The sequence below is a fragment of the Hamadaea sp. genome (genome assembly GCF_013362815.1).
Lineage (GTDB): Bacteria > Actinomycetota > Actinomycetes > Mycobacteriales > Micromonosporaceae > Hamadaea.
This window is the reverse complement of the sequence record NZ_JABFVK010000035.1, coordinates 46,633-58,246: the sequence shown is the minus strand read 5'-3', so window position 1 is coordinate 58,246 and position 11,614 is coordinate 46,633. Positions and strand designations below refer to the sequence as shown.

15 protein-coding genes are annotated in these 11,614 nt (G+C 68.2%); 6 read left to right on the top strand and 9 right to left on the bottom strand.

Annotated features, from left to right (window positions below):
• Positions 1 to 43: 43 nt before the first annotated feature.
• Positions 44 to 829, bottom strand: coding sequence for a TetR/AcrR family transcriptional regulator (locus HOV77_RS18255; RefSeq protein ID WP_290863617.1), 786 nt, complete (start codon positions 827 to 829; stop codon positions 44 to 46).
• A 160-nt stretch (positions 830 to 989) separates the two neighbouring features.
• Positions 990 to 1,280 (bottom strand): PqqD family peptide modification chaperone, encoded by a 291-nt coding sequence (locus HOV77_RS18250; protein ID WP_290863616.1) that lies wholly within the window; start codon positions 1,278 to 1,280, stop codon positions 990 to 992.
• Between the two features lie 194 nt (positions 1,281 to 1,474).
• Between HOV77_RS18250 and HOV77_RS18245 the strand changes: the two genes are divergently transcribed.
• Entirely contained in the window at positions 1,475 to 1,657 is a 183-nt protein-coding gene (locus tag HOV77_RS18245) for a hypothetical protein (RefSeq protein WP_290863615.1), read from the top strand.
• Positions 1,650 to 1,979, top strand: a complete 330-nt coding sequence (locus tag HOV77_RS18240) for a hypothetical protein (RefSeq protein WP_290863614.1) — start codon at positions 1,650 to 1,652, stop codon at positions 1,977 to 1,979. Before HOV77_RS18245 ends, HOV77_RS18240 begins: the two co-directional genes overlap by 8 nt.
• Position 1,980: 1 nt before the next feature.
• Here HOV77_RS18240 and HOV77_RS18235 read toward each other — a convergent pair whose 3' ends face one another.
• On the bottom strand, positions 1,981 to 4,020 hold the full coding sequence (locus HOV77_RS18235; protein ID WP_290863613.1) for a HEAT repeat domain-containing protein: 2,040 nt from the start codon (positions 4,018 to 4,020) through the stop codon (positions 1,981 to 1,983).
• A gap of 86 nt (positions 4,021 to 4,106) precedes the next feature.
• On the opposite strand from HOV77_RS18235, the gene lepB reads away from it, so the two are divergent.
• The gene (gene lepB, locus HOV77_RS18230; protein WP_290863612.1) at positions 4,107 to 4,757 is read left to right on the top strand and encodes a signal peptidase I; all 651 of its coding nucleotides are present in this window, start codon (positions 4,107 to 4,109) and stop codon (positions 4,755 to 4,757) included.
• A gap of 11 nt (positions 4,758 to 4,768) precedes the next feature.
• On the top strand, positions 4,769 to 5,734 hold the full coding sequence (locus HOV77_RS18225; RefSeq protein WP_290863611.1) for a hypothetical protein: 966 nt from the start codon (positions 4,769 to 4,771) through the stop codon (positions 5,732 to 5,734).
• 12 nt (positions 5,735 to 5,746) lie between these two features.
• On the opposite strand, the gene HOV77_RS18220 is transcribed toward HOV77_RS18225, so the two are convergent.
• Together HOV77_RS18220 and HOV77_RS18215 are read right to left on the bottom strand one after the other, a co-directional pair.
• Entirely contained in the window at positions 5,747 to 6,106 is a 360-nt protein-coding gene (locus HOV77_RS18220; RefSeq protein WP_290863610.1) for an ADP-ribosylation/crystallin J1, read from the bottom strand.
• A gap of 72 nt (positions 6,107 to 6,178) precedes the next feature.
• The gene (locus HOV77_RS18215; RefSeq protein ID WP_290863609.1) at positions 6,179 to 6,679 is read right to left on the bottom strand and encodes a hypothetical protein; all 501 of its coding nucleotides are present in this window, start codon (positions 6,677 to 6,679) and stop codon (positions 6,179 to 6,181) included.
• A 250-nt stretch (positions 6,680 to 6,929) separates the two neighbouring features.
• Here HOV77_RS18215 and HOV77_RS18210 point away from each other — a divergent pair, with 250 nt between their 5' ends.
• A complete protein-coding gene (locus HOV77_RS18210; RefSeq protein WP_290863608.1) occupies positions 6,930 to 7,694 on the top strand; it encodes a VOC family protein in 765 nt (254 codons plus the stop codon).
• 91 nt (positions 7,695 to 7,785) lie between these two features.
• On the opposite strand, the gene HOV77_RS18205 is transcribed toward HOV77_RS18210, so the two are convergent.
• From HOV77_RS18205 to HOV77_RS18190, 4 genes are all read right to left on the bottom strand, one after another.
• Positions 7,786 to 8,367, bottom strand: a complete 582-nt coding sequence (locus HOV77_RS18205) for a dihydrofolate reductase family protein (protein WP_290863607.1) — start codon at positions 8,365 to 8,367, stop codon at positions 7,786 to 7,788.
• 64 nt (positions 8,368 to 8,431) lie between these two features.
• Positions 8,432 to 9,271: a helix-turn-helix domain-containing protein gene (locus HOV77_RS18200; protein WP_290863606.1), complete on the bottom strand. Its 840-nt coding sequence runs from the start codon at positions 9,269 to 9,271 to the stop codon at positions 8,432 to 8,434.
• A 160-nt stretch (positions 9,272 to 9,431) separates the two neighbouring features.
• On the bottom strand, positions 9,432 to 9,878 hold the full coding sequence (locus HOV77_RS18195; protein ID WP_290863605.1) for a hypothetical protein: 447 nt from the start codon (positions 9,876 to 9,878) through the stop codon (positions 9,432 to 9,434).
• Between the two features lie 46 nt (positions 9,879 to 9,924).
• Positions 9,925 to 10,479, bottom strand: coding sequence for a TetR/AcrR family transcriptional regulator (locus HOV77_RS18190; RefSeq protein ID WP_290863604.1), 555 nt, complete (start codon positions 10,477 to 10,479; stop codon positions 9,925 to 9,927).
• A gap of 54 nt (positions 10,480 to 10,533) precedes the next feature.
• Between HOV77_RS18190 and HOV77_RS18185 the strand changes: the two genes are divergently transcribed.
• Positions 10,534 to 11,601, top strand: coding sequence for an FAD-dependent monooxygenase (locus HOV77_RS18185; protein ID WP_290863603.1), 1,068 nt, complete (start codon positions 10,534 to 10,536; stop codon positions 11,599 to 11,601).
• Positions 11,602 to 11,614 lie beyond the last annotated feature (13 nt).

Here is an 11,614-nt window from a genome sequence, read left to right as displayed (position 1 = left end):
GCAGACGCCCGGTTGGTCGGGTGGATGAGCTGGCCGGACGTGCCTAGGAGGCGGAGGCGGGCGTGGTCGCGGCCGGATTCACCGCGCGCAGCAGCACGAGCGCCTCGACGCCGTCGAGCACGCGCTCGAGGACGAACTCGAAGCCGAAGTCGGGGTGGTCCTGCTCGTCGAAGACACCGGCCTCGATGACCGCGTGCAGAGCCGGGAAGCTCGCCGCCGGCGCGAGCTGGGCCAGGATGCTCCCGTACGCCGCGGTCCCCCGGACTTCGCTCAGCCCCTCCTCCGAGAACGCGTCGGTCACCGCGCCGCCGAGCGTCACGTGGATGCGCACCAGGCTGGTCAGCAGCATGATCACCGACAGCTTCTCGCTCTCGGCGAGGCCGGTGTCCCACAGCGCGCGAAGCCCGTTCTCCATCACGCCGATCTGGTTGGGCGTCATCGGGTATCCGTGCACCGGGATGCGCAGCACCCACGGGTGTTTACGCAGCACACGCAGGTTGCTCCAGGCCCACGTCGACAGTTGGGCGCGCCAGCCGGCGTCCGAGTCGGGCACACTGACGACCGGGGCGTACACGGCATCGATCATGAGCTCGAGCAGCTCGTCCTTGGACGCCACGTAGCGGTACAGCGACATCGTGGAGGCACCGAGATCGCTGGCGACCCGGCTCATCGACACGGCGTCCAGCGAGTGCGAGCTGGCGAGCTGCACGGCGGCCTCGACGACCCGCTCGAGGCTCAGTCCCGGCCGCGGTCCTTTCGTCGGACGGACCTTGCGGCCCCACGCGGCTTGGAAACTGGCTGGGAGTCCGACAACGCCGTCGTCCTGCATCGCCTACCAGCCTCCTGTTCGCCTGCCACGCGTATCATCCGCCGCTTACTACGTTCGCACAGCGCATGATACGTGGTCGGCGGGGCCGGGCCCACCGTCGCACCCGGCCGGTGGATGTGCGACCCCCGTATGCCATCGACAGCCGTCAGATCGGCAACCCCTAGTGCTTCACTCGGACGAGGCCGATCTGACGTAGTTCGCCGATCCACTCGCGAACTCGGAACCGTGTGTCCTCGGGGTCGGTCCCCCACAGCTCGGACAGCATGTCCGCGGCAGCGTCCGCGTCGTCGTCGTTCCGGCGCAACGCAATCCAGATCGCGGTGCCGGTCGGGCCGAACTGATAGCGACGTGAGGTCTGTTCCGAGAACAGCTCCAGCACGCCCTCCGAAGAAACCGTGGCCCGGACTCCGGCGGCCGGTCGGCACTTGCTACGTAGCTCCCAGGCTCTCATAGGACACACCACCGTCTAGAGAATCGGACCACGTTCCACGTACTACATACGCATTATAGTGTACGACGTACGTCTGGCGTATGCCATACGCAAACGTGCCCGGTCTCATCGAGACACTGGCGTATTTAGTTGACTAGACTGACCGCCATCCGTTCGATCTGCTCCACGGGGTCAGACGACAGATCGGAGGCAGCGTGAGTGACGAGCGCACACCCACTGACGAGGACTACGAGGCCCTGCGGGAGCGGCTGACCTTCACGCGTGAAGAGGCCGAGCGGGCCCGCGAGGCGCTTCGCCGTGCGGAGGCCGAGCGCCGTCAGCGGCTGTTCGGCGACGCCGAGCCGTTCGCCGTTCCGGACAGCGACACCGATGCCTGAGGTACGCCGGCTCACCATCAGGCTGAGTGGCGGGCTGGATCAGTCCACGTTGGAACGTCTGCGGGCCGATCTCGGCCTGCGCCGCCGGGGCCGGCTGACCGACGTCGAAGACTGGGAGTTCGGCTATCGCGCGCTCGACGGCTCCACTGCGATGCTGCGGCTGTGGCGGTTTGAGGACACCCGATGGGCGATCACGCTGGACTCGGCGTACGCCGACACACCCGGCGATTCCGAGGTCGCCGAGCTGGCTGAGCTCGCCGAACAGTCCGCCCGCCGAGCCGGATTCACCATCGTGGACCGAATCATCGGTGCGCCGGCCTGAGCTATGTAATCGCTGCCAGTGCGCTGTGGCACGCGGCGAGCAGGGCTTCGTCCTCGGGGACCTGGCCCGAGCTGTAGGCGCCCTCGCTGACGTTGTGTCGGCGTACCCGGGCAAGCTCGGCGTGGATCAACGGCCGGGCGTCGGCGGCAACCGGGCCTATCTCGGACCAGACCTGGACGATCGTCGTACGCGTGTGGGCGTTGGTCTGCCAGACCTCGGCGAGCACGGGCAGCGTGGCGGCGCTTTCTCCGCTGACCCGCCATAGTGCCCTCGCCGCGCCCAGCCGTAGCCAGCCATAGGAATCCTTGCGCCGCAAGAGCTTCCGGAGCTTCGGGGCGTACGCCTCCGCCGCCGGGCCCAGCCGCCCCAGGCCATCAGCGGCAGCGCGCTGATCGTAGAGATCGCCGTTGAGGAAGCGATCGTAGACCGCCAACGCCCCGGAAGTGTCGCCTCCGATGGCGTGCAGCGCGTCGGCGGCCGCGACGGCGGTCGACCGGTCTGCGGCTGCGGCCTGCTCGCGAAGTCTCGGCATCGCAGCAGCCGCAGCCGGCCCGATGCTCGTGAGAGCCCAGATCGCCGCCCCGTTCATCGGCAGCTCAAGAAGGTCGGGTACGGCGTCCGCGGCGACCGGGCCGAGGGCGCCGATCCCGTAGACGAGGCTGTCGCGGCGACGGTCGTCCTGCTCGGGCAGGCGTCGCCGAAGGAGCGGCAGCAGCTGGGCCGCCGATTCGCCGTATCGGCCGACCAGGTACCCGGCATCCCCCGGAATCTCGGCCCGTTCGAGCGCCCATTCCAGCATCGGCAAGGCCCTCGGATCCCGGAGTTCCACCAGCGACCGCAACGCCGGCCCGACGCTCGGCCGGTCACTCGGCCAGTCCACGACCCACGGCAGCCGATCCGTGGGCTCCGAGCCGTCCAGCGAACGCGGCGACCGGGAAAGACCCGCGAACAACGCGTCGGCCGCCGGTCGGGCCAGCTCACCCAGATCCCCAAGGGCGTACACGGCCCGGCGGGCAACGCCCCGACTCTCGTCCGCCAACAAGTCACCGATCAGCGCGACCATCCGCTCGAACGACCCACGCCAGCCGGTCATCAGATTGCTCGCCGGATACACCGCGTCGATCCGTCGCTCCCAGTCCGGCGAAGCCAGCAATGTGGACAGCAGCTCGACGCGGTCGGCCACCCGGTCGGCGAACCCGTCACTGACGTCGCGTACGAGCTGCTCTGCCTCGGGCGCTCGGCGGCCGGCCGCCGCGGACTCACGCAGCTCGCGGAGGGAACCGACGAGCGTACGGGTGCTGAACCCGGCCGGTTCGGCGGTCGCCGTTCCGCCGGTGTAGACGGCGTCGAGCAGCTCCAACGCCGTTCCGACAGCCACTTCCGGGCGGCCGGGCTGCGTGGGAAGCGATACCGTCCCGACGAGCGCCGCCAGCCTCACCTGCCTGTCGTGATCATGGTTGAGCAGGTGATCGAGCCATCCGGCGAGCTCCGATGTCGCGACTCCTCGCCGGGCGAACTCGGCCGCACCCGCGACGATCGCCATACGTACCGGCTGGGACTCCTCCACCGCGAACCGCGCCCGCAGCAACTCCACCGATTCGGCCGCCCGCTCGGTCACAAGCGGCAGGACGGTGGTGACGGCCGCGCGCACCTGCGGATCCGCGTCGTCGATCAAAGTCGACCACAACGAGTACGCCGCCGCGACAGCCGCCCGCGCCTGTGCGTACCGGCCGGTGCGCGGCTGAGGATCGTCTGCTCCCCCGATGCTCCCGAGGAGTTCGACCACCTCCGCCCGGCCGGGCCGACCGGTGTCGGCGGCGATCCGCAGCAGGAACGGGATCGCCGCGATCGTGCAGGAGTAGACGTCACCCTGGTGGTGGATCCCGCCGTACATCGCGTCCAGCGCCGCCTCGCGGTTCGCCGGGTCGGCATCGGCCAGGCCCCGGAGCAGCCCGGGAACCTCGACAGCCGGGCCGTATGCGTGCCGCATCCGGCTCCAGCGGATCTCGTCGACTCCGGCGAGCAACTCGGCAGTGTCCATCACACGAGGATCATGCCGCACCGGGCCGACACTTCCCGGAGATCATCCGGACCACGCGGAAGCCTTCGGTCGCATACGCTTCGATCGTGATCGACGAGCAGACCACCACCGACCGCGTACGCAAGTCCAGCCGATCCTTCTGGAAGGAACTCCCCGTACTCCTGGTGGTGGCCCTCGTGGTCGCATTGCTGGTGCGGACGTTCGTCGTGCAGACGTTCTACATCCCCTCACCGTCGATGGAGCACACGCTCGACATCGACGATCGGGTGCTCGTCAACAAACTGGTCTACGACTTCCGGGACCCCCGGGGCGGGGAGATCATCGTCTTCGTCTCGCCGATGTCCTGGCGGACGAATCCGAGCGAGGAAGACTTCATCAAGCGGGTGATCGGCGTACCCGGGGATCATGTCGTCTGCTGCGACCAGCAGGGCCGGATTCAGGTCAACGGGCGCTCGCTCGACGAGCCCTACATCCGGCCCAACACCGACCACACCGGTCAGCAGGCGGCGCCGGAGACCTTCGACATCGTCGTCCCGGCCGGTCGGCTGTGGGTGATGGGCGACAACCGCTACGAGTCCGCCGACTCCCTGCAGAACTGGCGCTCGCACAACGACCTGCAGCAGGCGACCATTCCGATCGACGCGGTGGTCGGACGCGCCTTCGTGCTCTTCTGGCCGTTCGGCCGGGCCACCTGGCTCTCGGTGCCGGCGACGTTCGACTCCGTCCCCGGATCCTGACATTCTGTGGCATGACTCGGACGACTCCACCCCGACCGCTCGACATCGCCGACGCGTTTCCGGAGCTCACGGCGTACGCGACGACGGCGACCCGGCTGCATCCACGGCCCGGCGCACCGGCGGTCGGCGACAGCTCGATCGCCGGACCCCTGCTCTGGCCGGCCGACGAGCCGTGGCCGGTATGCGAAGACGGCGGCGACCACTACGTCAACCGGCTGCTGACCCCGCAGACGGTGCGCCACATGCGGGCCGTCTACGCGTCCGGCGACTTCGACGACCTGACCGAGGACGACAAAGCGCAGGTGCCGGACTACGACTACTCCGAACCCGAAAGCCTCGTCGAGCAACCCATCCCGCTGATTCCGGTGGCACAGCTCTACCGGCGAGACACTCCCGACTTCGCCGGCCCCGACGACGCCGACGTGCTGCAAGTGTTGTGGTGCCCGCTCGACCATCCAGAGCTCGGCTACAACCCGAGCGTGCGGGTGTACTGGCGGCGCAGCGATGAAATCGGCCGACTGCTCGATGCAGCGCCCGAGCCGCCAGTAGTGAACGACGACTACTTCCCGACGCCGTGCGTGGTGCATCCCGAGCAGATCCGCGAGTTCCCGTACGCCGGCCTCCTGCCCGACGACCTCAAGTCCCGCATCAGAGCCTGGGAGCAGAAGCACGACGGGTCTGGTTACCAGTACGACCTCTCGCTGGCCCCAGGCTGGAAGGTCGGCGGGTACGCCAACTGGTCGCTCACCGACCCGTACCCGATGAACTGCGCCGATTGCGGCACCACCATGACGCTGCTGTTCACAGCGGACTCCGGTGAATGGCAGGGCGGAGACACCAGCAGCTGGCGGCCGGTCGAGGAGACCAGCCAAGCCTCACCCGGACCGACCGACGTCGTGATCGGCCGAGGCTACGCCCTATACGTCTTCCGCTGCCCCGCCTCGTTCGATCACCCCGTCGCCACCGCAATGCAGTAGAGATCCGGAACGCTATTCCTCACCGTCCGGCCGAAACTCGTAGACGACCTCGATCGGCCCCACGATATGCCGATTGAACTCGTCGAGTTCCTCGGCAGGCACCCACAGCTCGAGAATGTCGCGGCCGCCGGCCTGCCGGACCGGGTAGCGCGCGGCGAACTCCCGTTCCACCTCGAAGCGCGTGACGTAGCCGACGCCCGAGGCGGGCACGTTCCAGTCCCGGGCGATCATGATCGCATACTGCTCGTTGAGGACCGGATAGAAAATGGGCTGGTCGGGCAGCCTAGGCGGCCATGCCGTCCAGCCGGAGGCGCGTACAAGCTCCAGCTCCTGCGGACCGGTCGGCCGCCACAAGGTCATCGTGTCCGTCATGGTCTTCGCCCCTTCTTGAGCGGCGAGCGTACCGGCTGGCATCACCGCCCGTCGTCGCCGGCGCGAAGAGATCTAGATGTAGCCCATCGGACAGCCGTGGCGCAGCGAGAACTCGGCGGCCTGCCGATAAACCGCGACGTAGAAGGCGACCGGGTCCTCGATACTCGTGCTGAGCGCGAGCGGGCCGCGCGCCAGTTCCACAGGCAAGCCGATCTGGTACGCCATCGGCGCGACCAGGTCTCGCAGCCGTTGTGAACTCAGAACCCGAGTGCTCTCCTCGTCGTACGCGTTGCCGACTGGCAGGGTGATCACGCCGTCGAACAGCACCGGGACGAACAACGCCGCGTCGAGCACCTCGTCAGCTCCGTGTTCGGCGCACAACTCCGTGAAACCGTCCAGATCCGGCGCGATCTTCTCCTCGAAGCTCTCCGCCGGCGCCGACTCATGGTCCGGCCCGGGATAAGGTTCGAGTCCCCGCTCGCCGAGGGCACGATCGAGCAGCGAGCGGATGCCGAAGGTGATCTCGTCCTTGGCCCAGCTGTCGGGGCCGATGTCGACCAGGTAGATACCCACGCGGGCACCGTAGCGGCCCCGCCCGGCGGACGCCAGCCCGGCCATACACCATCCAGTGTGGACATGGAACGCACCGTCCAGCTCGATCGGGAGTCCACATCACCTCGGCCGCATCGCGCGGGCGTTTGACTCTACGGTTGATCAACGCGACGCTCGGCTGTCCTATGGTGACTGTCCTAGGCGCGTCGAGCTGAGAGAGGAACACCAGGTGCGAGTACGAGGCTATGCCCCGGCAACACCGTGTTGGGCAGTGCACTACAGCCCGAACGCCGCCGCCACCGCGGAGTTCTACGCGGGCCTCTTCGGCTGGACGGCAGCGGCCAAGAACGGCGCCACCGTCTTCCTGCTTCGCGATCTCGCCGTGGCGGGTCTCGCCGAGATCCCGGCCGACTCCGGTACGCCGGACCAGCGGCCGGGTTGGTTGACGCACATCTCCACCGACGACATCGACGCCACCGCTCAGCAGATACTCGACGCCGGCGGCAGCGCCCTCGGGCCGACGACCGAATGGGGTCCACGAGGCCGGTCTGCCGTCTTCACCGACCCGCTTGGCGCAGTCGTCGGCGTCTGGCAACACGGAACGATCCCCGGGGCTGCGTTCGCCGGAGCCGAGGTCGTCGACGAACCCGGCGCGGTGACCTGGAGTGAGGTGGTCACTCGTGACATGGATGCGACGTCCGCGTTCTACGGCACGGTGTTCGGCTGGACCAAGCGGATCGGAACCGCCACCGAGGCCCACGAATACTACGAGTGGATCTCGGCGAACCGGGTCGTCGGCGGCATCAGCATGATGAACGGCGGCCACTACCCGCCGGGTACGCCACCCCACTGGCGCACGATCCTCCAGGTCGGCGACTGCGTCGAGGTCGTGAAGCGTACGTCCGAGCTGGGCGGGCGGGTGCTGGCCGGACCGGTGGACGCCGACATCGGCACGGCCGCGTACATCGCCGACCCGACCGGCGGCACGTTCCTCGTCATCGAGCCACTGCCGGAGCTGATCGCCGCACTGCGCTGATCGCCGCAAGCCCGATTCACTTGATCATCGCAGCCCCGGCATTCACGGCAGATGGCCGGTCGACTGGCCATCTCCGGGTAAGCGCCCGCTTTCAGCGGCGAACCGGAAAACGCAGGTGAAGCACCCGGTTGCCCTGAATCACGACATCCGGATCCGCCAGCAGGTGCTGAGCGTCGACCGACCCGAAGTAGCGCTTGCCGGACCCGAACACGACGGGCGCGACGTCCATGCGTACCTCGTCGATCAGACCGGCGGCGAGCATCTGGCCACCGACGTCCCCAGCGGCGACTTCGACTACGCGGTCACCCGCAAGCTTCTGCGCCTTGGCCATCGCTGCCTCGACACCGTCGACGAAGTGGAACGGCGCTTCGGGATCCCAGCCCTCGGGGGCCGGCCGGTGCGTCACGACGACCACGTTGTCGATCCCGCTTGGAGGCTTGCCATCCCAGCCGTCCGTCAGGTCGAAGACGCGGCGACCGGCGACCGTCACCCCGATCTGGTCCCAGTACGCCCGGGTGTAGTCGTAGGACGTCTGCGACACTTTGAGTACGCCGCTCTCGTCCAGCGGGACGTCGCCGCTGGACAGCCAGTCGAACAGCGGTCCGGGCTGATCGTTGTCGTCCGCGATGAACCCGTCGACCGACACCGAGCTGTACATGACCACCTTGCCCACGGAACTCTCCTTACTCGGGTTGTCCCCAAGCTAGCGTGCCGTGAGCTGGCGTTCTTGTAGAAAATCAATCTGCCGGCAACGACCAGCCGTCCAACGCGTGTCCGGGATGTTCGCTCAGGAACCGTCGCCGGACTTCGGCGTACCGGGTCGGCGTGAGCCCGGTGAACGCCCGGAACTCGTGGCCGAAGTGGGCCTGATCGAAGTAGCCCGCGCCGGCGGCGACGCCGCCCCAGTCGATCGATTCGGTGAAGTCGAGCGCCAGCATGGTGGCGGCGAAGCGCTGAGTCCGGGCGAGTCGCTTCGGCGTGACGCCGATGTGCTCCTTGAACCGCTGGGCCAGATGAGTACTGCTGACGCCAGCTGCCGCGGTCAGGTCGCCGATCGCCACCGCGCCGCTCGTCGCCGCGATGACGCTGCTCGTGTGGCGGACCAACCCCAGGCCGGCCGTCTCGCACAGTCGCCGCAGCAGTTCGTTCTCGAACAGCGTCAGCATCTCGTGCGGTCCGTCCGTGGCGGCCAGCCGATCTCGTAGCTCGGCAACTGCAGCCCGGCCCCATACCTGCTCGACCGTCACGGGCCGGTCGCACAGCTCGACCGCGGGCATCGGCAGGAACGGCGCGAGCCCCCACGGCTTGACGTGCGCACCGACGGATCGGGTCCGGGGTGGGTAGCCGAATTCGAACGCACGCGTAGGCGTGGTGATCACGCAGCCGTCGGCGTACTCGGCCGTCTCGATCTCGGCGCCGGCGCGGATGAGAAACGGCTCCCCGAGGTTGACGATGAGAAGTGCGCCGGGCATCGGCGGCAGTAGCAGCCGAGCGTACGGCGGCGGGCCTTCCAGGTAGTAGAGGTCGTCGATCAGCCCGTCCAGCGGCGGTCGCGGCACTCTGGACACGTACTCCACGCCCACAGCATCCCCCACGTCGGAGCCTCGCGGCGGACGGTCCCGAAGTCGACGTGGACGGCCCGGGCACGACGGCGCGATGTGGGTGATCTGGGGTGTGCCAGGAGTGCTGTTCCTGATCGATGATCCACGGAACGGTCTTACCTAGGAGCGGTATCGGTCAGAGCACGGTCTTGGCCGCCGCACGTCGCGCCTTGGCGACGGCCGGCATGTGGGAGCGAAACAGCCACGACTCGGTGTCACAGCTTCGGCACGCACGAACCGCGCCGAGCGACAGGCGTACGCCGTCGGCTCGCACCGTCGCCACATGGTGCGCCTCTTGCATGGGCCGCCCGCAGCGCTGGCAGTACTCGAGCATCAGACGGATCGACGTGTACGCGTACACCGCGACGACGTGCCGGATCACCGCGTAGCGCGCGGGCGCTGTGCGCAGACTCGGGTTACGTGGTGCCCCGCCGAACGGGCCGAGTTCGGCGTTGCTGACGGCATCGCCGGCGATCAGGATGCGACTGAAGCGCCGCCGGACGTTGGCCATCGCCCGAGACTGATGGCGTGCCAGCCATTCGTCGTCGGCTTCTAAGCGCCAGGATTCGTCCTGTGCGGCCACACTTCGAGTCTGCCATGCCGGAGACCCACCCGCACAGGTCAAGTGTCTAACGGAGCAATCCGTCGATCACGCGCTTGAGCATGGGCCCCGGGTCGAAGTCCGGGTCCGGGAACGCGAGCTGGTGCAGCATCATGCCGTCCATGTGGTTCATCAGCACCCCGACCGCGTAGTCCGGATCCGGGACGCCCACACCCGCGACCCAGGTGCCCATCCAGACGCGTACATGGGCGGCCGTCGCTGCGAGCGTTTGCTGAAGGCGCGGCTGCAGGGCAGCTTCCATGAAGATCGCATAACGCGCCAGGGTGAGAACGCGGTGCGGTCCGGTCGCGTCCTGGGCGTAGGCGGCGATGGCGGTAGCGAGTTCGCCGGGTGAACCAGGCCGCAGTTGTTGCGCGATGTCCTCCCAGGCCAGGCGCTCGACCAGGGCGAATCTCTCGACAACGCCGTCGATCAGCGCGTCGCGGGTGCGGAAGTAGTTCGAGGTGGTGCCGGCCGGCGCACCAGCCTCCGCATCCACCGCGCGATGCGTGAACGCCCGGACGCCCTGCGCACCGAGCACCCGCACGGCGGCATCCAGTATCTGATCGCGGCGGGAGATCACGCACGTATACTACAGGCGTTGTGCCATCCACTACATATGTAGTAGGTTGAACACATGCGTGGTTCAGCGGCAATCATCGGGGGCGGTATCGGCGGGCTCACCTTGGCGAGCGCCTTGCACGCCGACGGCTGGGACGTGACGCTCTTCGAGCGCGAGCCGGGGATGTCTGGAGCGGGAACGGCCCTGGGCATGTGGCCGTCAGCGACCCGGGCACTCGATCGGATCGGCGTCGGCGCGGGCGTACGCAGCTTGGGCAGCACCGCGGAGACTGCCCAGTTCCGCCGTTCGGATGGCAGCCTCATCGCGAGCATCAACATGGCGAAGCTCACCCAGCGAGCCGGCGACACTGTGTACAGCCTGTCACGCCCGGCGCTGCTCGAGCTGATACACAAAGCGACCCCGCCACAGGTGCTGCGATTCCAACAACCGGTGGATGACGTCGACCGGCTGACCTCCGGGCACGATGTCGTCGTTGCCGCCGACGGGATCTTCAGCCGCACGCGTACGCAGTTGTTCGGCGAGCAGTACCGCGCCCGCTATACGGGGATGACCGCCTGGCGGGGCTGGCTGGACGACCATCCCATCGATGGAATGACCGAGACGTGGGGAAGCGGCGGACGGAAGTTCGGCTGCGGCCCGCAGGAAGGCGGACGCACCAACTGGTACGGCGCCAGCCTGGCCCCCGAGCGGGACTTCCGCCCTGGCCGGGAACTCGTCCGGCTCCACGAGATGTTCGGCGGCTGGCACGGCCCGATGCGCGAGGTCCTCGACGCGATCACCGAGGACGGGATTCTGCGGCATGACCTCTATGTCACCCCCACCTTGCCGACCTACGTGCGGGACAACATCGCGCTGCTCGGCGACGCCGCTCACGCGATGACACCCGACCTCGGCCGAGGCGCCTGCGAGGCGATCATCGACGCCGTCGCCCTGGCCGACTGCCTGCGTGACGCTCGCAACGTCGCCGAGGGCCTGGCCGCGTACGACCACGCGCGCCGGCGACCGAGTCAGCGCATCGCTACCACCGCCATGCGGGCGCAGAACCTCACGCGCTGGAAGTCCGCCCTCTGGCTACGCGACGGCCTGCTCAAACTCAGCACACTCGCACCTATGCCGACGTAGCGACGGACACGCC

Excerpts from the sequence above, each read along its gene's own strand:
- HOV77_RS18225 (WP_290863611.1), top strand. The coding sequence starts at position 4,769 with ATGACTCGGACGACTCCACCCCGACCGCTCGACATCGCCGACGCGTTT.
- HOV77_RS18250 (WP_290863616.1), bottom strand. The coding sequence starts at position 1,280 with ATGAGAGCCTGGGAGCTACGTAGCAAGTGCCGACCGGCCGCCGGAGTC.
- HOV77_RS18240 (WP_290863614.1), top strand. The coding sequence starts at position 1,650 with ATGCCTGAGGTACGCCGGCTCACCATCAGGCTGAGTGGCGGGCTGGAT.
- HOV77_RS18255 (WP_290863617.1), bottom strand. The coding sequence starts at position 829 with ATGCAGGACGACGGCGTTGTCGGACTCCCAGCCAGTTTCCAAGCCGCG.
- HOV77_RS18220 (WP_290863610.1), bottom strand. The coding sequence starts at position 6,106 with ATGACGGACACGATGACCTTGTGGCGGCCGACCGGTCCGCAGGAGCTG.
- HOV77_RS18185 (WP_290863603.1), top strand. The coding sequence starts at position 10,534 with ATGCGTGGTTCAGCGGCAATCATCGGGGGCGGTATCGGCGGGCTCACC.
- HOV77_RS18235 (WP_290863613.1), bottom strand. The coding sequence starts at position 4,020 with ATGGACACTGCCGAGTTGCTCGCCGGAGTCGACGAGATCCGCTGGAGC.